Origin of the sequence: Pseudoflavonifractor sp. MSJ-30 (genome assembly GCF_018918045.1) — a bacterium.
Classification (GTDB): Bacteria; Bacillota; Clostridia; order Oscillospirales; family Oscillospiraceae; genus Faecousia.
Genome location: NZ_JAHLPU010000018.1, coordinates 1 through 23,739 on the forward strand (window position 1 = coordinate 1; position 23,739 = coordinate 23,739).

Annotated in this window: 28 protein-coding genes and 1 tRNA gene; 14 read left to right on the forward strand and 15 right to left on the reverse strand. The window is 55.5% G+C overall.

The window, feature by feature from the left end; translation table 11 throughout:
* The 7 genes from KQI10_RS02260 to KQI10_RS02290 form a co-directional block, all read right to left on the reverse strand.
* Nucleotides 1-73: transfer RNA gene (locus tag KQI10_RS02260), tRNA-Gly, on the reverse strand.
* 47 nt (nucleotides 74-120) lie between these two features.
* On the reverse strand, nucleotides 121-1,218 hold the full coding sequence (locus KQI10_RS02265) for a transglutaminase-like domain-containing protein (RefSeq protein ID WP_216565783.1): 1,098 nt from the start codon (nucleotides 1,216-1,218) through the stop codon (nucleotides 121-123).
* Nucleotides 1,219-1,228: 10 nt separating this feature from the next.
* Nucleotides 1,229-2,092 (reverse strand): YitT family protein, encoded by an 864-nt coding sequence (locus tag KQI10_RS02270; RefSeq protein ID WP_216565784.1) that lies wholly within the window; start codon nucleotides 2,090-2,092, stop codon nucleotides 1,229-1,231.
* Between the two features lie 18 nt (nucleotides 2,093-2,110).
* A complete protein-coding gene (locus KQI10_RS02275) occupies nucleotides 2,111-4,354 on the reverse strand; it encodes a DNA topoisomerase (ATP-hydrolyzing) subunit A (RefSeq protein WP_216565785.1) in 2,244 nt (747 codons plus the stop codon).
* A 12-nt stretch (nucleotides 4,355-4,366) separates the two neighbouring features.
* The gene (locus KQI10_RS02280) at nucleotides 4,367-6,349 is read right to left on the reverse strand and encodes a type IIA DNA topoisomerase subunit B (protein ID WP_216565786.1); all 1,983 of its coding nucleotides are present in this window, start codon (nucleotides 6,347-6,349) and stop codon (nucleotides 4,367-4,369) included.
* Nucleotides 6,350-6,498: 149 nt separating this feature from the next.
* Nucleotides 6,499-7,203: a hypothetical protein gene (locus KQI10_RS02285; RefSeq protein WP_216565787.1), complete on the reverse strand. Its 705-nt coding sequence runs from the start codon at nucleotides 7,201-7,203 to the stop codon at nucleotides 6,499-6,501.
* Nucleotides 7,204-7,241: 38 nt separating this feature from the next.
* Nucleotides 7,242-7,622, reverse strand: a complete 381-nt coding sequence (locus tag KQI10_RS02290) for a hypothetical protein (protein WP_216565788.1) — start codon at nucleotides 7,620-7,622, stop codon at nucleotides 7,242-7,244.
* A 274-nt stretch (nucleotides 7,623-7,896) separates the two neighbouring features.
* Here KQI10_RS02290 and KQI10_RS02295 point away from each other — a divergent pair, with 274 nt between their 5' ends.
* The 5 genes from KQI10_RS02295 (at nucleotide 7,897) to KQI10_RS02315 (ending at nucleotide 12,613) form a co-directional block, all read left to right on the forward strand.
* The gene (locus tag KQI10_RS02295) at nucleotides 7,897-8,127 is read left to right on the forward strand and encodes a DUF1858 domain-containing protein (protein WP_216565789.1); all 231 of its coding nucleotides are present in this window, start codon (nucleotides 7,897-7,899) and stop codon (nucleotides 8,125-8,127) included.
* Nucleotides 8,128-8,345: 218 nt separating this feature from the next.
* Nucleotides 8,346-9,017 carry a class I SAM-dependent methyltransferase gene (locus KQI10_RS02300; RefSeq protein WP_216565790.1) on the forward strand — a complete coding sequence of 224 codons (672 nt, stop codon included), beginning with the start codon at nucleotides 8,346-8,348 and terminating at the stop codon, nucleotides 9,015-9,017.
* The gene (locus KQI10_RS02305) at nucleotides 9,014-9,778 is read left to right on the forward strand and encodes a Nif3-like dinuclear metal center hexameric protein (protein ID WP_216565791.1); all 765 of its coding nucleotides are present in this window, start codon (nucleotides 9,014-9,016) and stop codon (nucleotides 9,776-9,778) included. Before KQI10_RS02300 ends, KQI10_RS02305 begins: the two co-directional genes overlap by 4 nt.
* Before the next feature lie 83 nt (nucleotides 9,779-9,861).
* The gene (locus KQI10_RS02310; RefSeq protein ID WP_216565792.1) at nucleotides 9,862-10,596 is read left to right on the forward strand and encodes a YebC/PmpR family DNA-binding transcriptional regulator; all 735 of its coding nucleotides are present in this window, start codon (nucleotides 9,862-9,864) and stop codon (nucleotides 10,594-10,596) included.
* A 154-nt stretch (nucleotides 10,597-10,750) separates the two neighbouring features.
* Nucleotides 10,751-12,613, forward strand: a complete 1,863-nt coding sequence (locus tag KQI10_RS02315; protein ID WP_216565793.1) for a peptidylprolyl isomerase — start codon at nucleotides 10,751-10,753, stop codon at nucleotides 12,611-12,613.
* Nucleotides 12,614-12,879: 266 nt separating this feature from the next.
* On the opposite strand, the gene KQI10_RS02320 is transcribed toward KQI10_RS02315, so the two are convergent.
* Both KQI10_RS02320 and asnB read right to left on the reverse strand, forming a co-directional pair.
* Entirely contained in the window at nucleotides 12,880-13,380 is a 501-nt protein-coding gene (locus tag KQI10_RS02320) for a CarD family transcriptional regulator (RefSeq protein ID WP_216565794.1), read from the reverse strand.
* A 157-nt stretch (nucleotides 13,381-13,537) separates the two neighbouring features.
* Nucleotides 13,538-15,358 carry an asparagine synthase (glutamine-hydrolyzing) gene (asnB, locus tag KQI10_RS02325; protein ID WP_216565795.1) on the reverse strand — a complete coding sequence of 607 codons (1,821 nt, stop codon included), beginning with the start codon at nucleotides 15,356-15,358 and terminating at the stop codon, nucleotides 13,538-13,540.
* Between the two features lie 93 nt (nucleotides 15,359-15,451).
* On the opposite strand from asnB, the gene KQI10_RS02330 reads away from it, so the two are divergent.
* From KQI10_RS02330 to KQI10_RS02345, 4 genes are all read left to right on the forward strand, one after another.
* Nucleotides 15,452-15,880, forward strand: coding sequence for a hypothetical protein (locus tag KQI10_RS02330; protein WP_216565796.1), 429 nt, complete (start codon nucleotides 15,452-15,454; stop codon nucleotides 15,878-15,880).
* 268 nt (nucleotides 15,881-16,148) lie between these two features.
* Nucleotides 16,149-16,532, forward strand: coding sequence for a hypothetical protein (locus KQI10_RS02335; protein ID WP_216565797.1), 384 nt, complete (start codon nucleotides 16,149-16,151; stop codon nucleotides 16,530-16,532).
* Nucleotides 16,533-16,541: 9 nt separating this feature from the next.
* Nucleotides 16,542-17,768 carry a peptidoglycan-binding protein gene (locus tag KQI10_RS02340; protein WP_216565798.1) on the forward strand — a complete coding sequence of 409 codons (1,227 nt, stop codon included), beginning with the start codon at nucleotides 16,542-16,544 and terminating at the stop codon, nucleotides 17,766-17,768.
* Complete coding sequence (locus tag KQI10_RS02345) at nucleotides 17,765-18,295, forward strand: peptidoglycan-binding protein (protein WP_216565799.1); 531 nt, start codon at nucleotides 17,765-17,767, stop codon at nucleotides 18,293-18,295. The genes KQI10_RS02340 and KQI10_RS02345 overlap by 4 nt, the downstream gene beginning before the upstream one ends.
* Nucleotides 18,296-18,502: 207 nt before the next feature.
* Here the strand turns inward: KQI10_RS02345 and KQI10_RS02350 are convergent, their stop codons facing one another.
* The 3 genes from KQI10_RS02350 to KQI10_RS02360 are packed head-to-tail and all read right to left on the reverse strand — an operon-like array spanning nucleotide 18,503 to nucleotide 20,171.
* Nucleotides 18,503-18,889: a hypothetical protein gene (locus KQI10_RS02350; RefSeq protein WP_216565800.1), complete on the reverse strand. Its 387-nt coding sequence runs from the start codon at nucleotides 18,887-18,889 to the stop codon at nucleotides 18,503-18,505.
* Nucleotides 18,886-19,680, reverse strand: coding sequence for a type III pantothenate kinase (locus tag KQI10_RS02355; RefSeq protein ID WP_216565801.1), 795 nt, complete (start codon nucleotides 19,678-19,680; stop codon nucleotides 18,886-18,888). The genes KQI10_RS02350 and KQI10_RS02355 overlap by 4 nt, the downstream gene beginning before the upstream one ends.
* Nucleotides 19,677-20,171 (reverse strand): metallophosphoesterase, encoded by a 495-nt coding sequence (locus KQI10_RS02360; protein ID WP_216565802.1) that lies wholly within the window; start codon nucleotides 20,169-20,171, stop codon nucleotides 19,677-19,679. Before KQI10_RS02360 ends, KQI10_RS02355 begins: the two co-directional genes overlap by 4 nt.
* A 163-nt stretch (nucleotides 20,172-20,334) precedes the next feature.
* Here KQI10_RS02360 and KQI10_RS02365 point away from each other — a divergent pair, with 163 nt between their 5' ends.
* The 3 genes from KQI10_RS02365 to KQI10_RS02375 are packed head-to-tail and all read left to right on the forward strand — an operon-like array spanning nucleotide 20,335 to nucleotide 21,237.
* Nucleotides 20,335-20,568 (forward strand): hypothetical protein, encoded by a 234-nt coding sequence (locus tag KQI10_RS02365; RefSeq protein WP_216565803.1) that lies wholly within the window; start codon nucleotides 20,335-20,337, stop codon nucleotides 20,566-20,568.
* Nucleotides 20,565-20,942 carry a hypothetical protein gene (locus KQI10_RS02370; protein WP_216565804.1) on the forward strand — a complete coding sequence of 126 codons (378 nt, stop codon included), beginning with the start codon at nucleotides 20,565-20,567 and terminating at the stop codon, nucleotides 20,940-20,942. Before KQI10_RS02365 ends, KQI10_RS02370 begins: the two co-directional genes overlap by 4 nt.
* Nucleotides 20,943-20,946: 4 nt before the next feature.
* Nucleotides 20,947-21,237 carry a hypothetical protein gene (locus KQI10_RS02375; protein WP_216565805.1) on the forward strand — a complete coding sequence of 97 codons (291 nt, stop codon included), beginning with the start codon at nucleotides 20,947-20,949 and terminating at the stop codon, nucleotides 21,235-21,237.
* Nucleotides 21,238-21,300: 63 nt separating this feature from the next.
* On the opposite strand, the gene KQI10_RS02380 is transcribed toward KQI10_RS02375, so the two are convergent.
* Both KQI10_RS02380 and KQI10_RS02385 read right to left on the reverse strand, forming a co-directional pair.
* Nucleotides 21,301-21,561: a GIY-YIG nuclease family protein gene (locus KQI10_RS02380; RefSeq protein ID WP_216565806.1), complete on the reverse strand. Its 261-nt coding sequence runs from the start codon at nucleotides 21,559-21,561 to the stop codon at nucleotides 21,301-21,303.
* Nucleotides 21,548-22,069, reverse strand: a complete 522-nt coding sequence (locus tag KQI10_RS02385; protein ID WP_216565807.1) for a hypothetical protein — start codon at nucleotides 22,067-22,069, stop codon at nucleotides 21,548-21,550. The genes KQI10_RS02380 and KQI10_RS02385 overlap by 14 nt, the downstream gene beginning before the upstream one ends.
* Nucleotides 22,070-22,203: 134 nt before the next feature.
* Between KQI10_RS02385 and KQI10_RS02390 the strand changes: the two genes are divergently transcribed.
* The gene (locus tag KQI10_RS02390) at nucleotides 22,204-22,590 is read left to right on the forward strand and encodes a thioesterase family protein (protein ID WP_216565808.1); all 387 of its coding nucleotides are present in this window, start codon (nucleotides 22,204-22,206) and stop codon (nucleotides 22,588-22,590) included.
* A 12-nt stretch (nucleotides 22,591-22,602) separates the two neighbouring features.
* Nucleotides 22,603-22,926, forward strand: a complete 324-nt coding sequence (locus KQI10_RS02395) for a hypothetical protein (protein WP_216565809.1) — start codon at nucleotides 22,603-22,605, stop codon at nucleotides 22,924-22,926.
* Between the two features lie 47 nt (nucleotides 22,927-22,973).
* On the opposite strand, the gene udp is transcribed toward KQI10_RS02395, so the two are convergent.
* Nucleotides 22,974-23,738 (reverse strand): uridine phosphorylase, encoded by a 765-nt coding sequence (gene udp / locus KQI10_RS02400; protein WP_216565810.1) that lies wholly within the window; start codon nucleotides 23,736-23,738, stop codon nucleotides 22,974-22,976.
* Nucleotide 23,739 lies beyond the last annotated feature (1 nt).

Consider the following 23,739-nt stretch of genomic DNA (forward strand, 5'->3'; position numbering starts at 1 on the left):
AGCGGGTGACGAGGCTCGAACTCGCTACCTCCACCTTGGCAAGGTGGCGCTCTACCGGATGAGCTACACCCGCGGAACAGGACTTATTATAGCAGAGTTTTCCAAAATGTCAAGCCTTTTTTACGGCTCCTCGGAAATTTCTCTTGGGGCTGTTCCGCAGGCCGGGAAAGCGGAATAATCCCAGACGTAGCCGCCCATGGCATCGTCCGTCCGCTCGTGGAAAAAGCCGTCCTCTTTGCACTGGGTCAGATCCAGATGGTAATACTGCCCGGCGTCCTGAACGATGTTCCAGGTCCAGGGTTCCGCGTTCTTTGTGCCGGTGACCATCAGGCACTCCAGTCCCGCGTCCCGGCACATGGCGGAGAACACCATGGCAAAGGCACGGCTGTCCCCTACCCCATGGCGCAAAAGACTGTAGGCAGGGGTGATAGAGGTATCCATGGTGTAAGAAAAGCGGTCCATCAGGAAGGAATAGAGCTGGTTCAGCTTCTGCCGGTCCGATCCGTCGCCGCTGACGTAAAGAGAAGCGGAGTCAAAGACCTTGCTGACCTGCTGCCGCATTTGCCGCAGTACATCCCGTCCGTTCTCATAGGTAAAGGACAGTTCAATGAGCCGGGCTGCGCCCTGACCGTAGACGTCCACGCTCACCTGTGGACACTCCATAATGTGCCGCGGGTTGGCCTGGGCCAGATTCTGAACCATCTGGCCGAAGTCCGTCTTTGTATAATCCTCGACCAGAATCACCTGGCGGAACTCAATTTCTTCCAGAGCTGTCAGAACCGTCTGCTCCAGATGTTCGGAATTGGCCAGGCGCACAATGCCCCGGATATCCGACTGGCTGTGGCGGTAGGAGACTGTGACTGCTACCGCCGTCATACCGCCCTTGGCACCGATCTCATAGGTCATGTCCTCCACGGCATAGGCACCGATGGGGTCATAGCCGCAGACGTAGCGCCGGGCGCTTTTCATATTCTCTTCCAGCAGCGTTTCCGGGTAATCCTGGGTCAGAATGACCATGCTCTCCCGGCCCGCGGCTACCATCTCTGTCAGGGTCTCCCGCAGTTCCACATAGCTGCGGACAGCCGTGGACTCCTGTTGGCTCTGGGCAGACTGTATTTCGTGAGGCGTTACCCGGACATATTGCCCGTCAAACACGCTGCAGCCCGAAAGCAACATCACGGCGGACAGAAGCACGGCGCAAAAACCAGCCTTTTTCATGGGCCCTCCCTTATAACGCATCCGGCGAATAGTGGGAGAATCCGTCTCCCAGCACCTGATGCGCCTCCTGAACGATGACGAAGGCGCTTTCATCAATGTTCATGACCAGCTCCTTCAGCTCCGCCAGCTGGCCCTTGCGAACCACAGCCAGAACGACCTCCATGTCCTTTTTGGAATAAGAGCCCGCTCCGTGCAGATAGGTCGCGCCCCGGTCCAGCTTTTCACCGATGGCCTGGGCAATTGCCTCATGCTCCGGGGAGATAATCATGGCCACCCGGGAGTAGTCGAAGCGGTAGACCACCGCGTCAATGACCTGACCGCAGACGAACACGACCACGCCGCTGTACAGCGCCTTACTGATGTCCTTGAAAACAATGCCGGTGAGCAGCACAACGGTGGTGTCAAAGAAAATGGAGATCCGGCCGATGGGCACATTGCGGTAACGCTTTTTCAGCAGCCGCACCAGAATGTCCGAACCGCCGGTGGAAGCTCCGGCTACGAAGACCATGCCAAGCCCCGCGCCGCAGAGCACGCCGCCGTAAAGGGCGCTGACCAGAGGTTCCGGGGCATTCCAGGGAATCAGCGCAAAGACATCGATCAGAACGGAGCTGAGCACCATGCCAATAAAAGAACCCACGAAAAACTTTTTTCCGATCTTGGCCCCGCCAATCAGAAACAGCGGGATATTGATCAGCATGGTCAACGTGCCCACGCTGCCGAAGCCCAGAAGCTCCCGCACCACCATGGCAAGGCCGGAAACGCCGCCGGTATTGATGTCATTGGGATCCAGAAACAGGGCAAAGCCCAGCGCGAAAGCCGCGCTGCCCAGAATCGTCTCTACGATCCAGTCGATTTTCTGCCAGAGCTTTTTCATGGTGTTTCCTCCCGTTTTTTATATCTCAAAGGCTGCTTGTTTTTCCCGGGAATCTTCCTCACGCAGCAGCGCGCCCGCTGCCGGAATGGTCTTCATGCGATACCTGGACTGGTTTTCGATGCCGCTTTCCTCCAAAAGCAGGGCGTTTTGCAGCACTGCTTTTTTCTTCAGGCTCATGACCGCCACGCCGATGGTGTTCCGGGTGGTCTTGGGCAGCAGATCCGCCGTGGAGAAGATCATGGCCCGCCCATCAGAGGAATACATGGCAATCTGGGTATCTGCCGCCAGGGAGAGAATCTTCACGGCGGGACTCTTGTCCGAGAACGCACCGGTCAGCTTTTTCCGGTTGGTCTTGGTCTCATAGGCGGACAGCGGCACCTTGGCCACCTTGCCGTTTTCAAAGAAGAACAGCACAAAGCCCTTCCCATCTCCCGGGAAGATGATTTGCAGCACATTTTCTCCGGCGTCCATACCCAGCTTCTGGGGCAGATAGTCGCCCAAAAGGGACGCTTTCCCGTCCTCAAAGTCGCTGAGTCTCGTCTTATAGCACTGGAATTTATCCGTGAAAACCAGCATTTCGGCCTTGTTGGTGGCTTCCACGCTATAGGCCAGCGTATCGCCTTCCTTGAACTTCTGCTCGCCGCTCATGCGCAGGGACTGCGCCGTGATTTTTTTCAGATATCCTTCCCTGGAAACAAAGACCGTGACAGGATAGTCCGGTGTTTCATCCTCATCGCTGTCCGGCTCGACCTCTTCCACGTTGTAGAGAATCTCCGTTTTTCTGGGCTGGCCGTATTTCTCAGCGACCTGCTGCAGTTCCTTGATGATGACGTTTTTCAGCTTCCGCTGGCTGTTCAGGGTGTCCTGCAGCTCGGCAATCTCCTGCTCCAGCTGAGAGGCAGCCTTGGTCTGCTTGAGGATGTATTCCTTGTTGATGTTGCGCAGCTTGATCTCGGCCACAAAATTGGCCTGAATTTCATCAATGCCAAAGCCGATCATCAGGTTCGGAACGACCTCGCTGTCCAGCTCGGTTTCCCGAATAATGGTAATGGCCTTGTCGATATCCAACAAAATCCGTTCCAGACCCTTGAGCAGATGCAGCCGCTCCTGCTTCTTCTGGACCTGGAAGTACAGGCGGCGCTTTACGCAGTCCATTCGCCAGGCAGTCCACTCGTCCAGAATTTCGCCGATGCCCATGACCCGGGGCATACCCGCGATCAGAATATTGAAGTTACAGGGAAAGCTGTCCTGCAATGGGGTCATGCGGAAGAGCTTCTGCATGAGCTTGTCCGGGTCCACGCCCCGTTTCAGGTCGATGGTCAGCTTCAGGCCGCCCAGATCCGTTTCGTCACGCATGTCGGCAATTTCCCGAATTTTGCCCGCTTTGATCAGTTCCGCCACCTTGTCCATAATGACCTCGGTAGCCGTGCTGTAGGGAATCTCCGTGATCTCAATGAGATTTCCTTCCTTCACATAGCGCCACTTGGAGCGCAGACGGAAGCTGCCCCGGCCCGTGGAGTAGATCTCCCGGGTAGCCGCCTCATCATACAGCAGCTGCGCGCCGGTGGAGAAGTCCGGCCCGGGAAGTGTCTCCAGAATGTCATGGTCCGGGTTTTTCATCAGAGCAATGGCAGTCTCGCAGACTTCCTTCAGATTGAAAGAGCAGATATTGCTGGCCATGCCCACGGCAATGCCCTGATTGGCGGACACAAGCACATTGGGGAAGGTGGTGGGCAGCAGACTGGGCTCCTTCATGGTGGCATCGTAGTTATCCACCATGTCTACGGTATCGGCGTCGATGTCCCGGAACAGTTCGGCGCAGATGGGGTCCAGCTTGGCCTCCGTATACCGGGAGGCGGCATAGGCCATATCCCGGGAATAGACTTTACCGAAGTTACCCTTGGAATCCACAAAGGGATGCAGAAGGGTCTCGTTGCCCCGGGCCAGACGGACCATGGTCTCATAAATAGCCGCGTCACCATGGGGATTCAGGCGCATGGTCTGGCCCACGATGTTGGCGGATTTCGTTCTTCCGCCGGTAAGCAGGCCCATTTTGTACATGGTATACAGGAGCTTCCGGTGAGAGGGCTTAAAGCCGTCAATCTCCGGAATGGCCCGGGAGACAATGACGGACATGGCGTAAGGCATGTAATTGACTTCCAGCGTCTCCGAAACCGCCTGTTCCGTAGTGGAACCCACCAGACCTACCACGCCGTCCAAATTCACTTTCTTTTCTTCTTTTGCTTGCTTCTTCTTTGCCATACTGGACTCCTATCAGGAAATATCCGCCAGCTCCAGATATCTGGAGCCGTTTTCCGCAATAAAATTCTTCCGCTCCTGAAGACCGTCGCCCAGCAGAACGTTAAAGTAGTGAGCTGTCCGTTCCGCGTCCTCAGGCATGACCTTAATCAGCCGCCGGGTCACCGGGTTCATGGTGGTCATCCACATCATGGCGGGGTCGTTTTCGCCAAGACCTTTGGAGCGCTGGATGGTGACCTTCTTCCCCTCCAGCTCCTTGAGAATCTTGACCTTCTCCTGCTCGTTATAGGCAAACCAAGTCTTGTCCTTGCAGCCAATCTCAAAGAGCGGGGATTCGGCGATATAAACATAGCCATCCCGGATCAGGGTCGGGCAAAGTCTGTAGAGCATGGTCAAAATCAGGGTGCGGATCTGGAAGCCGTCCACATCCGCATCGGTGCAGATGACCACCTTGTTCCACCGCAGGGCGGAGAGGTCAAAATTGCTCAGATCCTTGGCCCGCTTGCCCTGAACCTCCACGCCGCAGCCCAGGACCTTAATGAGGTCCGTAATGATGGGCGATGCGAAAATCTTGCTGTAGTCCGCTTTCAGACAGTTCAGGATCTTGCCCCGGACAGGCATAATGCCCTGAAACTCCGCGTCCCGGCCCATTTTGACGGAGCCCAATGCGGAGTCGCCCTCCACGATGTACAGCTCCCGGACACCGGGGTCCTTGCTGCGGCAGTCCACAAACTTTTGAACCCGGTTGGAGATGTCCACGCTGCCGGAGAGCTTTTTCTTCACGCTGGACTTGGTCTTTTCGGCAGATTCCCGGGCCCGTTTGTTGACCAGAATCTGATCCGCCGCCCGGTCGGCCTCCTGCTTGTTTTCAATAAACCAAACCTGCAGCTGCTCCTTGAAGAAGGCGGTCATGGCCTCCTGGGTAAATCTGGAGTTTACGGACTTCTTGGTCTGGTTTTCAAAGCAGCCGATGGTGGAGAAGCAGTTGGTCACCAGCACCAGACTGTCCTGAATGTCCTGGAAGATGATCTTGCTCTCACTCTTGGTGTATTTGTTGTTGTCCTTCAGATACTTGTCGAAGGCCGCTGTAAAGCCGCTGCGCAGCGCCTTGTCCGGACTGCCGCCGTATTCCAGCCAGGAGGAGTTGTGATAGAACTCGATGTGGGAAATCTGCTTGCTGAAGCAGAAGGAGGCCGTGATTTTCAGCTTCATCTCCGGCCGGTTGTCCGCGTCACGGCCCCGGCGCTCGGTCTCCCAGTACACGGGCATGGTAAAGGCATTGTCCCCTACCAGTTCCTCCACATACTGCCGGATGCCGTCGGCATAGCAGAATTCCTCGGTCTCGAACTTGCCGCCCACCTGGTTGCGGAACCGGAAGGTGATGCCCTTGTTGACCACCGCCTGACGGCGCAGCACATCCCGGAAGTATTCCACGGGAATGTCAATCTCCGTAAAAACCTCTTTGTCCGGCTTCCAGTGGAAAAGGGAGCCGGTCTTTTTCCGGTCCGCGGGGGCCTTTTTCAGACCGCCGATGTTCCGGCCCTTCTCAAAATGGAGGTCATACCGGAAGCCATCCCGGCGGATGGTGGCGTCGAAATACTCCGAGGCGTACTGGGTGGCGCAGGAGCCCAGACCGTTGAGGCCCAGAGAATACTCGTAGTTCTCGCCGTTTTCACCGTACTTGCCGCCGGCGTACATCTCACAGAACACCAGCTCCCAGTTATAGCGCTTCTCCCGCTCGTTATAATCCACGGGACAGCCACGGCCGAAATCCTCCACCTCCACGCTGAGGTCCTCGTAGCGGGTGACGATGATGGTATCGCCATAGCCCTCTCTGGCCTCATCGATGGCGTTGGAGAGGATCTCAAACACCGCGTGCTTGCAGCCCTCCAAATCATCCGACCCAAAGATAACCGCCGGGCGCTTGCGCACCCGCTCTTCGTCCTTCAGGGACGAAATGCTGTTATTCCCGTATACTTCCTGTTGTTTCTTAGCCATAATTCATTTACCTGCCACACTTAGCCTATTATATCCTGCCTATTATACCCGGATTTTGCCGCAAAGTCAACCTTGCGGGAACGCAGGCAAAAACCAGACGTTTCCGAATAGCGGAATCGCCTGGCTGTGCGGGGCTTATTTGTGCTGCCTTATCGAGGACGTATATGGCGGGCAAACCAGTTATTACGTTCCTTATTACGCTCCAAATAGGCATTGATTGCCTTCCAGTCTTCCCTTTCCACCCACTCCAGCTTTTGAATGAGCGTCCTATCTTCCTCACATATGCTGTCCACAACTTCAGGCAATGCAGAATGTGAGCAGGCGGATTGGTGCTGGCGCAGAATCGCTCTTAGGACTTTCCCGGCACTTACCAGGTCTCCGGATTTCAAATATGGCGCAAATTTTTCCATATCATTCCATCGAACTGTTTCCCCACTGGCTATATCCAGTTGCGCAATCTGCCGTACCAACTGCGCTTGATCTCGTATACTGTCCAGAACCGGAAATGCCGATTCTTCCAATGTCTGAATTTGCGCTTCCGGAGAGATCACGTTGAATGTATAGATATTCTTTTCGTCTATTTTTACGTTGATTGCGTTTTGTTTTCCAACAAAATTCATCACACAATATCGGGGAATACATCCAGAAGATGTGAACCAGCTTTCTCTTAATTCACTGTACATTGAGAATAGCCCAACGTTCAGGCTGTAGTGTGTAAAGCAAGGCTCATGTTCAAATTTCAATACCTGCAGAACCCCATCGCCCAGAATCCGGAAAAACGCATCCCCGCGTTTGGAAAATCCCCGGCTTTCTGTTGCAGCTTCCAGAAGTTTCCGCACTTCACGTTTGCCCATGCAGTTGCCCCCTTTGTATGATGAAGTAGTGAGAGTTTTCAGATTTCCTCAACCAGTAATTCATCTGTCAGAATATGCAATTCATTTCCGGAAAACATTTGAAAGACAAAATACAATGATTTTTCATCTCGCTCCGTCTCAACTTCACCAAATGCCTCTATCGGTGTATGGTCCTCCTCCAGGGTAAGTGAAGAAACGGAGTTGTCATCTCCCCACCTGTTTTCGTTCAGGAAAAACATTCTTTTTATTCCGGCAAAAGTCATTCGACAAGACACCTTGTCTATGGGATTGGAAATCATGAGCGTCAATGCGCTTTTGCAAAGGTCATATTGAACGTCCTTGATCTCAGAATCATGAATGCTGCTGAAATATATATACTCCTTCAATTCTTTCTCTTGTGCGAAACGAAATCGATGCATATTATATCCTCCAACTTTCGTTTTTGAATGTCCAAAATCGCACACTTCAAGGTTTTATCCTACAAGTAATGAACCTTAGTACAATTCTACACCAATACCGCATATTACGCAACATTGAATTGTGCCGCAATGGCTATCCAATGTCATTTTTCTTTGTTTTGGTTTATTGTACCACAGCATATGTCCAATAAAACGGCGTTTCGAAATTCCCTCTTGTTTTTTTTTCATGCAGCGGTTATAATAGACCACACAAAGAATACAGGAGGTCATTTTCATGGCTGTTAGAATTGAAAAAGAAACCATCATCGGCGACATTCTGGACGTAGCGCCTCAGGCTGCTCCCCTGTTCTTCGCCATCGGCATGCATTGCCTGGGCTGCCCCTCCTCCCGGGGCGAGACCGTTGAGGAAGCCTGCATGGTTCACGGTGTGGACTGCGAGCCCTTCCTGGCCCAGCTGAACCACTTCCTGGAAGCCTACGAGGCCCAGAACGGCGAGAACGCCTGATTTCTGATGAACTTTTGTAGGGGCGGCTGCTTTTGCCGCCCCTACTGGTTTGCCCGCACAAATCTTCCATCAAAAACGTAGAGGGCGATGCCCACATCGCCCCGCCGGGTACGGCGTCAGAGCGGTCAGAAAAACGGACACGTCCATACCGTCAGCCCCAACGCAGACAAGGGTGTTTCTGTTTTTTGGGGCCGTAAAACAGAAAAGGAGGGCCACCTATGAAACTCCCTATTTCCCAGCGGCTGCTGGCCTGCTGCGGCTATATTGACCCCGGGGCACGGGTGGCGGATGTGGGCTGCGATCACGGGTATCTGGCCATCCATCTGCTGCAATCCGGGCTTGCCTCCCGGGTCTATGCCTCGGATATCCGCCCCGGGCCTCTGGACAGCGCCCGGCGGAACGGCGAAAAATTCGGCGTTTCTGAAAAAATCGCCTATTTTTTATCTGACGGCGTGCGGGATGTTCCCAGAGATTTTGATACGCTGGTCTGCGCCGGAATGGGCGCGGACGTGATGATCTCCATTCTGGAGGCGGCTCCCTGGCTGCGGAGCAACCGCTGCAAGCTCATTTTACAGTGCCAGTCCAAAACGCCCCTGCTGCGGAAATATTTGAGTGAAACCGGCTGGCAGATTCGCCGGGAGCGGGTCTTGAAGGACGGACGGTTTCTCTATACCGTTATAGAAGCTGTCTGGTCCCCCGGTACGGTGTTGACACCGGGACAGTGCTATGTCTCCCCCGCCATGCTGGCAGCCAAAGACGCGCTGCTTCCTGATTACATTTGCCGGGTCACGGACCATTTGGAGCTTTCCGTCCGCAATCAGGCGGACATCTCCCAGTGGGAAAAAGACGCCTGCGGGGAACTGAAACGTTTGCGGGAGGAAATGGTATGACGCTTTCATCGCAAATTTACGATTTTCTGGACGCTCTGGCTCCACGGGAACTGGCCATGGACTGGGACAACTGCGGCTTGCAGATCGGTTCCCGGGATTTGGCCGTCAGCAAGGTCCTGGTCGCCCTGGATCCCTTTGAGGATGTATGCCGGGAGGCAATCGCGGTTGGCGCGGAGCTGGTCGTTACCCACCACCCTCTGTTCTTCGATCCCATCAGGGCTGTGACAGACGAGACTGCCGTGGGCCGGGCCGCCGCCCTGTTGATTCGCGGCGGAATCAGCCTCTACAGCTGCCATACGGACCTGGACATTGCCCCCGGCGGCGTCAACGACTGCCTGGCCCGGGCTTTGGGGCTTGAAAGCATCGAGACCTTTGGCAGTGAAAATCTCCTGCGCCGGGGCATTATCCCGGAGCAGCCTCTGGCGGAATTTCTGGAAGCCGTAAAAACAAAACTTGGCTGTCCGGGACTTCGGTATGCGGACGCCGGGAAGCCCTGCCGGAGAATCGCCGTGGGCGGCGGCGCCTGCGCGGACGCGATCCCGGATGCCGTCGGCGCCGGGTGCGACACCTTCGTGACCTCCGACGTCAAATACAACCGGTTCTGGGACGCCTTTGATCTCGGCCTGAATCTCATCGATGCCGGGCATTTCTACACGGAAAACCCGGTTTGTACCTATCTGGCAGAAAAAATCCGGGGGCGTTTTCCGGAATTGACGGTGCAAATTTCCCAAAACCATAAGGATTGCATGAAATTCTTCTGATAAGCCGTTGATTTTTCCGAAAAATGGCGTTATAATAAGTTGAACATTTTTGAAAACCATTCCAGAAAGGGAAGATAACCAATATGTCCGGACATTCCAAATGGCATAACATTCAGAAAACCAAGGGCGCACAGGACGCAAAGCGCGCCGCTTCCTTTACGAAGATCGCAAAGGAAATGATTGTAGCTGTGAAGGAGGGCGGCGGCTCTGCCGATCCCACTTACAACTCCCGCCTGGCTACCGTCATCACCAAGGCCAAGGCCGCCAATATGCCCAACGACAACATCAAGCGTGTCCTGGAAAAGGCCAGCTCTGCCGGTTCCGGCGAGAACTACGAATCCATTACTTACGAAGGCTACGGTCCCGGCGGCGTTGCCGTCATCGTGGAAACCATGACCGACAACCGGAACCGCACCGCCGGTTCTGTTCGCCACCACTTCGACAAGTATGGCGGAAATCTGGGCGCCAACGGCTGCGTGAGCTGGAGCTTCGATAAGAAGGGCGTGCTGGTCATTGACAACGAAGACGGCGACTACGAGGAAGACCAGGTCATGATGGACGCCATGGACTGCGGCGCGGATGATTTCGAGGCCGATGACGATGTGTTCACCGTCTACACCACCCCCGATGACTTCAACGCCGTGGCAGACGCGCTGACCGCAAAGAAGTATTCCTTCGTCTCCGCACAGATTGAAATGGTTCCCCAGAACTATGTCAAGCTGTCCCCCGAGGACGCCGAAAAGATGGAGAAGATGCTGGAGCTGTTCGACGACGACGACGACGTTCAGAACACCTGGCACAACTGGGATCAGGATTGATTTTCACAAGAGTACCGCAGGAATCTGCGGTACTTTTTTTGCCCTTGCGTTCTGCCCTTCCCTGTGGTAAACTATCCCTGGTTGGAAAAAGTGGGAAATACCTATGCTTTTTCTGCCGGATGCGGTACAAAGAAAATCAGATAAGGTGATTGCAATGAAGCAAAAATGGATTTTACTGTTATGTCTGCTGCTGGCCTTGAGTTTTGCGGGCTGCGGCAAGCAGACTGCCTCTCACACGGATGCCCGGCAGGCGGAATCCACCGCCGCGGAAACAACCGAAACGGTGCCTGAGACCACAGTCCCGGCCGATGGGAACCCCAGCGATGTGACATGCAAGGGCTCCTACCGGGCGGATGCCACCAACAGCAGCCTTGTAGCCGCCGTGGGCGGCAAGCAGCTGACCAACGACATGCTGCAGGTCTACTATGAGCTGGAGGTTGCCAGCTATATGGCCGCTGATCCGGAAACGGCCCCCGACCTGACCCAGAGTCTGGATACCCAGAGTTGTCCCATGGACGGCTCCGTCAACAGCTGGCAGCAGTATTTTCTGAAAAAGGCCATTGACCGGTGGTATCATGTGCAGGCTTTGATCATCGCCTCCGAGGAAAAGCCCGTGCCTCTGGATGAGGCCTTTGCCCCGAACGAGGAGCTGCACGAGGAATGCATGGTCAACATTCCCGCCATCAAATTCCTTTATGGGGAACAGAAATATTATGTTCCGAACACCATGCACCAGGCCTACCTGGATTCCCTGTCCGAGACGCTCCAGGGCCAGACACTGCGGGCGGCGGAGGACATCAATCTTGCCTATATGTATCTGACCACCATGGGCTACTATCTGGAGCCGACGGACGAAGAACTGGCAGCCGCGACCCGGACAGGCGGCGAAACCTATGTGGATATCCGTCATGTGCTTCTGCAGCCCGAGGATTCTTCCAGTGAACGCAGCTGGACGGATTGCGAACGCAGAGCGGAACGGCTGCTGGCCTCCTGGAAATCCAGTTTCCGCCGCGGTGAGGGCAGCTTTGCCGAGCTTGCCTACAATGAGTCCAGGGAAGAGGCTACCCGCAAAGAGGGCGGCTTCTACTACCAGCTCCATAAGGGACAGCTGCCCCAGGAGCTGGACGACTGGTGCTTTGATCCTGAGCGGGCTGCCGGAGATACCACCGTCATCCAGACGGACAGCGGCATCCATATGCTCTATATCTCCCGGGTCTATTCCGCCGGTGAAGCTGAAAGCGAAGCGGCAGCGAAGCAGCAGAAACTGGCGGACTTTGTGAAGGAATGCCTGGACGGGAACGCGCTGAGCGTATCCTATTCCGCTATTGTCCTACAGGACCCGACCCAGACCACTACATACGATTCCATTCTGTACCCCGACATTGCCCACGAGCGGTACCCGGAGATTCCCATCTATTTGCAGCAGGATTTCGGCGACACCATGTACGGCAACTACAAGCTCCGTTCCCACGGCTGCGGCATTACAAGCCTGGCCATGCTCTCCACCTACATGACGGATACAGAGCTGACGCCCCCCACCCTTTGTGCCCGCTACGGCAAATACTGTCACAGCAACGGCACAGACTGTATGATCTTCAAATATGAGCCTCCGGTCCTCGGCTTCTACCTGAAGAAGCAGACCTATAAGCCCGAAGAGGCCAAGCAGGCGCTGGAGGACGGCTATGTAGTTGTCTCCTCCCAGATCAAGGGCTATTGGACCCGGGGCGGCCACTATATTGTGTTGGAAAGCATTGATGAAGACGGCGTGCAGGTCCGGGACTCCAATGTCTACAACTACAAGCGTCTGCCCGCCCACCAGCAGGATCGCCATGCCTGGAGCGACATTACCCCAAAGAGCACCTCCTACTGGATCTACGAAAAGAAGCAGACCACCTCTCCCCTGTGCACCCGCTGCGGTGACCCCAGCCAGGCAGGTGATACCATCTTTACCGGCGACTATCTCTGCCGGCGCTGTGAAGAGGCGCTTGCCCGGAGAAACTTCTTTCTGGGACTGTAAAAACTTCAGGGGCCGTCTCATGATGTAATTTATAAAGGGTGGTTTCCGCCAGGTATTACATCATGACGGCAGCTCATTTGTGGTGAATGAAAGCAGTTATGAATTACGCAGAGAATCCCTCACACTTTTCAGTTGGTGTGAGGGATTTTCACAGTCAAATATATCATCCATCTCTCTGAAAATAGTTTTTGGAACTTTCCGAGAATTAAATTTGATGAATCTGCTTGTGCGCCTTGCCTGGGAGGGGTAAATCTCTGCTTGCATTTTTACGCGCTCAGGCTTGTCCGCAGATAATCGAGGGCCTCCGGAGCCGACAGACCCAGGACGGCCTCAATTTCGCTGGATAGCATCTTCTCAGCGTCATGCAGGAAGTTTTCGTCACACATATGCAGCCGTTTGCCAAGGGCCTTTTGCGCTGTGCGGTGGGCATAGATGGAATAAATCGTCTGCAATAGCGTTTCCCGGCAGCCGGAACCGGCCAGCTCCCGATAGGACTGCTTTCGCTTATTTTCATCCGCGATCCAGTTGCTGGTATGCACTGCCGGGGAGGCCAGCAGGTTTTCCCACTCTTCTTTGGAAATCAGTGCCGTAAGCCGGGACATGGCGGCGGTGTTCTGGATTGGAACCATGAATTGGCTGCCGCTCTTCCCGGTGGATTCCAGCACAAGATACTGCTGCCTCACCTTATTGACCACCTGTTCCTGCATTTCCTTCACCCGGCACACGCCATGGACACCGTAGACGACCAGTTCGTCCACCTGAAACATTGGAAAAACCTCCTCTTGACAAAATTTATCTATAGTGATATGATATCATTTTTTTAATGTAAAAAGCAAATGGCGTTTTTCACGAATTTTTACCGAATTTCTTTCGCAATATTCACAAAAAAGCTGCTGTCGTAGAAAACAGCAGCTTTTTCTATCTCTAAAATTGAAAATTTATCCCATAGTGTTCAAGCCAGAAATTAATTTGCAGGAAATAGGCTTTTTTCTGGGGTCTCCCCATCAGCTGACCGTACCAGGGCCATTGCGTGTCGCGCTCCAAAAAGGTTCGCAGGGCAGCACGGTCCACCAGAGCAAACAGCGGAGCATCCTTTTTCAGTAGACTGTTCATTTTTTCCGTAAGCAGCGCTTCATATCCCGGGTCAAAGGTTTTGGGATAAGGACTCTTCTTCCGGTGGGCCACCGCCTTCGGCAGCAGATCGCCGCAGGCATACCGCAGCAGGCCCTTTTCCTCACTCCGGTAGTCCTTATATTCCCATGGAACGCCGTAGAGGTATTCCGCGATCCGATAGTCGCAGAAAGGCACCCGGACTTCCAGGCCGCTGTACATGCTCATGCGGTCCTTTCGGTCCAAAAGCGTCTGCATGAACCAGCGGAAATTCAGATTCACCATTTCCTTCATCCGAATTTCCCGGGGACTCTGCCCCGGGAGAATGTCGCTTTCCCGGCAGGTCTGCCGGTAGGCTTCCATGACATACTCCCGGCCGTCCAGCCATTTCGCAAGGTCCGGGTGCAGCAGGGCACAGCGATCCGAGGTGTTCTGTGCCCAGGGGAACCCTTCCCGCGCCCGGACCTCCGGGTCGCGGTACCATGGGTACCCTCCGAAGATTTCATCGGCGCATTCCCCGGACAGGGCGACCTTCACATGCTTTCGGATCTCCTTGCAGAAGGCCAGCAGAGAAAAATCCACGTCCGCCATCCCCGGCAGATCCCGGGCGATGGTGGCCTCCTCCAGGCTGCCTGCCAATATCTCCGGCGGCAGCTCCGTTAAATGCTGGTCTGAATGCAGGAAGTCCGCCATGAGGTCAATGTAGTCGCTGTCGGCGGTGGGCTGGAACTTTCCGGCCTGGAAATAACGCTGGTTGCCGGGATAGCCCACAGAGAAGGTGGACAGCCTCTCCCCCTTTTGCTCCAGAATGCCCGCGCAGACGGCGCTGATCAGGCTGGAATCCAGCCCTCCGGAGAGAAAACACCCAATGGGCACATCGGAGACCATCTGCCGCCGGATGGAATCCAGCACCAGACTGCGGGTATGTTCCGCGGTCTGCTGAAAATTCTCCCGATGCTCCCGGTCCCGGAGGAACCAATAGCGGGTCACCTCCAGCTTTCCGTCTGTATAATAGGCATAATGTCCCGGTTCCAATTCCCGGACGCCCGCAAATACGCCGCTGCCGGGCCTCCGCCCTGGGCCCAGCAGTAAGATTTCAGCGGCACCTTCCCTGTCCAGCACCGCGCTGCTTCGGGGATGGGCCAGAATGGTTTTAAGTTCTGAAGCAAACAGCAGTTCGTTTCCGAGGATCTGATAGAAAAGGGGCTTTACGCCGATGCGGTCCCTGGCCAGGAACAGTCTTTGCCGCTTTTCTTCCCAGATGCCAAAGGCAAAGATGCCGTTTAGCTTTTGGAGACAGCTTTCCCCCCACTGGGCATAGCTGTGCAGGACCACCTCCGTATCGGAGTGTGTCTCAAAACAGTGCCCCAATTTTTCCAGAGCATTTCGCGTTTCCGCCGTGTTGTACAGCTCTCCGTTATAGGTAATGGCGTAATTCTCTCCTGCCCAGCCGCATTTCATAGGCTGGACGCCGCCCTGAGGGTCGATAATGGCCAGACGGGTATGCAACAGAGTGCAGGCTCCGGTTTTGTAGCAGCCCCGGCCGTCCGGCCCACGGCGGGCCATGGTTTGCAGCATGGCTTCTATTGTTGCTTCCTCCATCGGCAGTCCGATACAGCCGGATATGGCACACATAAGATCACGCTCCCGGGTCTATCCTATGCCGATTCCTTTCAAAGGATGCATGTTTTTCTTCCGGGCGCAAATACTACCCGGGAGGTGACGCATATGAAAACCAGCCAGGAGTTACTTTCCTCGATTCTGAAAACTACACAAATGGGCCAGACGGGTATCCGCAGCGTGCTGGACACTACGCTGGAACCGGAGCTGCGTCGGGCGCTGACGCAGCAGCTGAAGGAATACGACGGCATCGAGACGGAAGCCCACGCCATCGCCTCCCAGCGCGGCTGGGAGCTGCAGGAACTGGATAGCGCCGTTCGCTTCCTCTCAAACATGACCGTAAGGATGCGGCTCACCGGAGCGGACGCAACGTCAAAGATTTCCGAAATGATGATTCAGGGCAATACCAGGGGCCTGGTCAAATGCCTGCGGGGCCAGCATCACTGCGAAGGCAAAGACAACCGGGTAGACACCCTCACCCAGAAGCTCATCGACACCCAGACCAACAACATCCGCCAGATGCGGCCCTTTCTGTAAAAAGCCTTCTCCCAGGGGCAATGTCTTCAGCTTAAGGGGTTCACTGTGGGGCCGATGCCCGCATCGGCCCAAGTTCAAAGGGCTTTGCGTCGGTAAAATCAAACGCACCACCCTATTGCCGCACCGGCGGGGCGATGTGGGCATCGCCTCCGACGCACCGAAGCTGACGCCGCGCTTAAGTTGATGACAGCCCCCGGTGGAAGGTTTTTGCACCCTTTTTGCCCCTTCCGCATATACTGTACGAGAAACCTTTCAAGGAGGGAAACCCATGTCTTCAAACGGCTACATAACCGCCAGAGCCTATATGAGCTACGCCCAGATTCCTTTGGAGGACGTGGCTGTGGTGGTCACGGCACAGGACGGCACGGCCATTGCCATGCGCCTGACCAACCGCAGCGGACTGACAGAGCCTATCCCCATTCCCACACCGGACCGGGCGGAGAGTGAAAGTCCGGAGGATAATGGCACGCGTCCCTTTACGGATGTGATGCTCTACGCCTACAAAACAGACTTTGAACAGATCAGTGCCAGAAACGTCCAGGTCTTTCCGGGTATCACCACGGTGCAGGATCTGGAAATGATTCCCCTGTCGGAGCTGCCGGATGCCTTTGACGAAAGCATGCTGTTCAATACGCCGCCTCAGAATCTGTAAGGAGGAGCCATGCCCACTGTTATCCCCTATGTACCTCAGCGGATCACAGTCCACCTGGGGGCGCCGAGCGCCAATGCCGAGAACGTAACGGTCAGCTTTGTGGATTACGTCAAAAACGTGGCCTGCAGCGAGATATATCCGACCTGGGAGGAAGGCGCTCTACGGGCAAATATCCTGGCAATCGTCTCCTTTGCCCTGAACCGGGTCTATACGGAATTTTACCGCAGCCGGGGCTATGATTTTGACATCACCAGCTCCACGGCCTATGACCAGTTCTTCGTCCGGGGCCGGAGCTTCTTTTCCAACGTCTCCAGGCTGGTAGATGAGCTGTTCAACAGCTATCTGCGCCGCCCGGGTTTTGTGGAGCCTCTGGCCGCGAAATTCTGCAACGGCACCACCGTCACCTGTGAAGGCCTGAGCCAATGGGGCAGCCAGGGGCTTGCTCAGCAGGGCTATAACTCTACGCAAATATTGCGCAGCTATTACGGGGACGTAGAAATCGTATCCAATGCCCCGGTGCGGGACTATGTGTCTTCCTACCCGGGTACCCCTCTGCGCCGGGGCAGCGTAGGGCCGAATGTGGTCATCGTGCAGACGGAGCTGAACCGCATTTCCCAGAATTACCCCGCAATTCCGAAGGTTGCCGCAGTCGATGGCATCTTCGGGGCCCAGACGGAGAACGCCCTGATGGCCTTCCAGCGGATTTTCGACCTGAACCCGGACGGCGTAGTCGGCCCCGCCACCTGGTACGCTCTGGTGCGGCTCTATACCGCCGTCACTTCTCTCTCAGAACTGCGCAGCCAGGGACAGAAGTTCTATACCATCGCCTGGAATCAGGGTCAGCCTATCAGCCCGGGCGACCGCGGCATCCGGGTAGAGCATCTCCAATACATGATTCGTGTCCTCTCTGCCTATATTTCCCAGATTCCCAGCGTCACAGTGGACGGCGTTTACGGCAGCGCAACCCGCAGCGCGGTGCTGGCGGCTCAGGGCTTTTTCAGGCTGCCTCAGACCGGCACGGTGGATCTCGTCACCTGGGATGAGATATACGACCAGTTCGCAGGCATTGAAAACGCCAGCCTCCGGGATTTGGAGAGGTTCCCCTATACCAGCGCCGTTATCAATCAGACACTGCCCAGAAACCGATATTCAAGAACGTCCGCCATGACCCAATTCCCGGGCTATGATCTGTCCATGAACAATCAGGACGCTGCAAGACAGGAGGTCGTGCGATGAAACCTAAGGATAGCTTTCTGGGCCAGCCCATCCGGGCCCTGCAGACCATGCTGCGGGTACTGGCGGAGAACAATGACGAGTATAAAATGCTGATTCCGGATGGAATCTATGGGCCGGATACCATGGAGGCAGTGCGTGTCTTCCAGCGCCGCAGCCGTTTGCCGGTGACCGGGGTAACGGATATGGAAACATGGAATTATATTGCCGAGGAATATGCTCTGGCTCTGGTGGAGATTGTGCCGCCCCAAGTGCTGGCGGTTCTGCTGAATCCGGGGCAGAGTATTTCACTTGGGGAGAAGAATGCCGCTGTATACCTTGCTCAGGTCATCCTGATGGTTCTTTCGGAAAGCTTTCACTGCGTGGACGCGCCCGCCATTACAGGAATTCTGGATGAACCGACCCGGGATTCCCTGGCAGCTTTCCAGCGCCTCTCCGGCCTGCCTATGACCGGAAAACTGGACCGCCATACCTGGAAGCATCTGGCTTTGCAATTTCCTATGGCAACCAATCTGCCGGTCAAGGCATGAAGAAGGCGGCAGCGATCCAAGCGAATCGCTGCCGCCGGTATTCATTTTCGTCCTCCGGGGCCGGTGTGTCACAAGACGCGCCGTCGGCTTATCCGCGAATACTTCCGCGGCATCGGCTGCCTTCACCGTCTCCCGTCTTCTGTAGCTACAGTATACCATAGCCGCAGTGGAGAAAGGTGAAGAATCCTTGAACGTTTGGAAAAGAAATTATGCCGGATAGTTGTTGCTGATGACCAGTAAAATGGGCACCGCCAGAGTGAACACGCTGATTGCCCAGGCATACAGCGCCTTTCTCGACAGGAACATCATCACAAGACACCCGCCGGTCAGGGCCAGAGGTCCGACCACCGCCAGCTGCCGGGCAATGTGCATGGAGAATTCACCGCTGGACTGAAGCCACAGGCCAACGGACATGGGGAGATTGACCATATTGTAGGCCGCCAGCCGCAGAGCGAAATACACAACCGGCGCGGCCAGAATAATTTTACGCAGCCGGTAGATCCAGGTAATGATGACACCTACCACATGCTTGAACTTGTTATAGCCGCTCAAGGCAGCTGAAGGCGCCGGGGCAGCCTGTGCGTTCTTTTTCATTGAGTTCCTCCTGATTCGCTTTTCTGCCTGGTATTTTCCGTGTAAAGGGCAGCCAGGCCCTTGATGATGAGATCCCGGTCATAGAGCATTGGAGTCCTGCACAGGGGCACCACGTACTGCCCAATCCGGCCCGTGACCACCACTGTGGCCTTCTCCCCCAGCTCTTCCTCCATCCGCGCAATCATGCCGTCCAGCATGGCGGCAGCACCGTTCAGGATGCCGCTGCGCATACACTCTATGGTGTTCCGCCCGATGGCACGTTTGGGCTGGTCCAGCTGCAGACCCGGCAGCAAAGCCGCCCGCTCGGTCAGTGCTTCCATGGAAATGCGCACACCGGGGCTGATGCTGCCTCCAATCATGGCGCCGTTCTTGTCCAGAACCATGAGCGTGGTGGCCGTACCCATACCCACAACGATCAAGGGCGGCGTTCGCAGCTTCAGCGCCGCCACGCAGCCCACTACCAGATCGGAGCCTGTCTGTGCGGGGTTGTCTATGCGGATATTCAGACCTGTTTTGATTCCGGGGCCCACCACCAGAATGGGCTTTCCAAAGAGCTTTTTCAGGCCTGTTTTCATCTGGTTCAGCACCTGGGGAACAACGGAGGCAATGATAGCCCCCTCAATCTCCGATGCAGCCACGCTGTGGATCGCCAGCAGCATTTTCAGATCAATGGCGTATTCATCTGAGGTCTTGGTGACGTCCGTCCGGAGCCTTGCCTGAAAGATGATCTCCGTACCCTTAACGGCACCGATGGTAATATTGGTGTTTCCGATATGCACGGCTAAAATCATTGCGTTTCCTCCAGATCGCGTCCGCGCAAAAGGCGGCTGACAGTGACGATACCGTTTTCGATTTCCAGCAGCCCCGCTTCTCCCGCAATCCCGGCCGCGCCGGGATTCATAACGAGAAGCCCATCTTCCTCCCGGTGCAGATCCTGAATATGGGTGTGCCCATAGAGCACCACCTGAGCCTTATTGCGCCGGGCGTCCTCCAGAAGAGAATAGGGTGTGCTTTTCACATGGTGCTGGTGCCCGTGGGTCAGGAAGAATCGGACGCCGCCGATGACCGGACTCATAACACGCGGCAGAAAAGGATCGCAGGAATATTCATCGCAGTTGCCGGGCACCTGATAGAAAGGAATCCCCGGGCAAAGAGACCGCAGCTCCTGGCCATCCGGGTAGTAATCCCCCAGGTGGATCACACAGTCCGGCCGATATTTTTCAACGTACTGCTCCATGAAACGCAAATAGTGGTGGGAATCGGATAAGATCAGTAAACGCATGTAGTCCATCCTTACAGGAAGCGTTGTTCTTCCCTAGTTTTTCATCCGTGTATTATACCATACATAGGGAAAGAATGCTACTGTTTCATATTTTTTCTTTTCCAGGCAAGCTGCTGCGCTGCCGCGCATAGAATGATAGAGAATTGTAAAAGGAGGCAACGCTATGAATCAATCGGATATTTCACCGGAAAAGCTGGAACAGGCTCGGCTTTTCGCGGATACCCCCGCGGGGCGGCAATTAAAGGCGCTTTTGCGGCAGTCCAATGCCCATGGCCTGCGCCAGGCTATGGATCAGGCGGCCCAAGGGAATATGGATGCCGCCCGGAAAAGCATTGAGGCATTTCTATCCACACCGGAGGCAGCGGAACTGCTGGGGCAGCTGCGGAAAAATCCATGAGCGGTATGGAGGATCAGCTGGGGGCTATCCTTTCCGACCCGGAGATGATGGCGAAGATCCAGTCTCTGGCCCGGAGCCTTGGCCAGCCGGAGGAGCCGCCAAAGCAGGCGGAAGTACCCCAAAAGGGAGCTTCGCCGCCTTCCACGCCCTCCGGCGTCAGTGCGGGAGACCTGGAAATGGTCAAGGCTTTTACGGGATTCGCCCGTGGAACGGAGATTGATAAGGATCAGCGCGCGCTTCTGAAGGCTCTATCCCCCTATGTCAGCCGTGAGAAAACCGCCAAGCTGGAGCGTGCCATGCGGGCAGCAAAGCTGGCCCAGCAGGCGACCGGCCTTATGGAGTCCGGAGCGCTGAAAAAATTAACAGGGGTGTAGGCCTATGTATAACCGCTATATTCCAACGGAAGACGGCAGCTTTCGGCGGCAGGTATTGCCGGAGGCTGCCAAATCCCCTGCCCCTTTGCCTCCTGCTCCGCCGCCCGGGCCGTCAAGTCCGCCCAGACCGCCGGAACATCCGGAGAGCATTCCCGGCTTTTTTAACAATCTGCTGCCCAAGGGACTGGACACAGAGGATCTGATTGTCATCCTTCTTCTGCTCCTCATGTCCGAAAACTGCCGGGATACGCCGAACACAGCACTGGTGACAATGCTGATTTACTTATTTTTGTGAGGAATCAATTTTGCACAGCAGGAATCGCACGTTTTTCCCGTAGGGCCAATACCCGCATCGGCCCTACGGTTTGTATTCCAAAATCAGCCGCTCCTTTTCTTCTCTGGTCAGCTGTTTCATGGCGTATTCCCGGCGGAGGGCTTCGCTGTGGTCGGCGCATTTCTCCCGGTAGACCATTTCCAGCGGCCCGCGGCCCCGGGTGTATTTCGCGCCTTTGCCGCCGCGGTGCATGGCAAGGCGCTTTTCCGCGTCCCGGGCGATGCCGGTGTAGAGCGTTCCGTCACCGCAGCGCAGGATATACAGTTCCCACTCAGCGCTTTCCATATCTGCCCAGCTTTCGGAAAAAGGGTTTATCCAGCACCTTATCCAGCAGGAAAAAGGTCACATTGCCCAGAATCAGCAATACAATAAGCATCACCGTGCCAAGTTCCTGAAATTCCTCATTCAGCGCCGGAAGGCCAAAGACAAACAGAAGCGCCCAGTAGAGCACAAAAACAGTCAGGTTGAAATACAGCCCTTTCCAGAGCGGCCGCAGCTTTTTTGTGTCCAGGAACCGCTTCAGAATGGGGTAATAGCCCAATGCCAGCAGTACCCCCGCCGCCTCCCGATCCGGGCAGAGCAGCAGCGACAGGATCGCCACAGTGAAGAACCAGGCCCAGGCGATCCGCCTGCCGCAGGCGTTCAGGACCACCTGTAAAAGCAGGGCGCAGAACATGGGGCTGACATAGGTATTGACGGGAATCAGGCTTCCCAGGCACATGACGCATACCGCCAGCGCCGCCAGAACACCGCCAAGAGCCACAGCTTTGGCAGAAGTTGACGCATTTTGCAAGAAAGCACTCTCCTTTCGGCTTTTTGAGACGATTATACGAAAAATCCACTTGGATTACAAGGCCATTCCATTGACATTTCCCAGAATTTGCGATATATTGGTAAAAAAGAAACCGGAAATGGAAGGTGTTACCCATGGAAATTACAGTTGGAATGAAGGGCGAAGCCACCACCCTCGTCGAAAAAGAGGACACGGCCCAAGCTGTCGGTTCCGGCAGTCTGCTGGTCTACGCAACCCCCTGCATGGCGGCATTGATGGAAGGCGCAGCCTGCGCGGCCATTGAAGAAGCTTTGCCCCAGAACCAGACCAGCGTAGGCACGGCGCTGAATCTGGAGCATACCAGCGCCACCCCCGTGGGCCTGGAGGTCCGGGCCGAGGCGGAAGTTACCGCCGTGGAGGGCAAAAAAATCAGCTTTGCCATCACCGCCTTTGATGAGGCCGGAGAGATCGGCAAAGCGACCCACACCAGAGTTCTGGTAAACAGTGAACGATTCCTGGAGAAAACCTATCAAAAGCTATAAGGAGGGCTTACCATGGAAGACTACGGTGCAATGATTCGCAATACCTTTGAGCTGGGCAGCGTGCGGGACGCGGAGGCGCTGTTTGAGGCCTGCGTGGAAAACGCGTTTCCCACCTCCCATTTCCGGCGGCTGGAGCTGATCCGGTTTGTGAAGGATGAGCAGTATATGGAGGGCCGCAGCTGGAACCATGTGTTCGACATCCGCAGGGACAAGCTGAACGGTTCCGATGTCTGGAAGGTCCACTGTCACCGGGTCACCATGGGTTCCACGCCGGACAAGACCGTCTGCCTGGATTACATGACTCTGGGATTTGTAGCCTATCTGTATCAGGCGTAATCTGCATTGCAATTGGGCCGACACCCATAAAAGGTGTCGGCCCGTTTTTATTTCCTGTCTGCGAGAATCAACTTTTTGACCGCCTCAATGCCCACGCGGATTGCCCCGCTGGTGTCCTCGGTCATGGGCATGAACATACCGGCCTTTTCCCGTTCCTGATTCCATACAACGTGGAAGCAGCTGCCGCAGCGCACACCTCTGGCGGCGGCTACCACAAACAGGGCTGCGGACTCCATTTCGCTGGCCTTTACGCCAAGTCGTTTCCAGCTCTCCCACTTTTGCAGAAGATCGTAGGAAACCGGGCTTTTCTCCGGGCTGTGCTGACCATAGAAGGAATCCTTGCACTGGACAACCCCTACATGGGTGCGGAAGCCCAACTCCCGGCTCGCTTCCCGCAGAGCCAGAGTCACATCGAAATCCGCCACGCTTGGGTACTCAATGGGGGCGTACTCCAGAGAGGTATGCTCATAGCGTACAGCACCGCTGGCGACCACGATATCTCCGGGGCAGACCTCCAAATCGATACCGCCGCAGGTACCCACGCGGAGGAATGTGTCCGCGCCAATGTTGGCAAGCTCTTCCATGGCGATGGCGGCAGAGGGACCGCCGATACCTGTAGAGCAGACGGAGACCTTTTCGCCCAGAATGGTGCCGGTATAGACATTATACTCCCGGTTCATGCCAATGTGGACAGGATTGTCAAAATACGCGGCGATCGCCTCACACCGGCCCGGGTCCCCGGGAAGGAACACATAGCGGCCCACATCGCCCTCGGCGCAGTGAATATGATACTGCTTTTCCGTTTTCTGCATA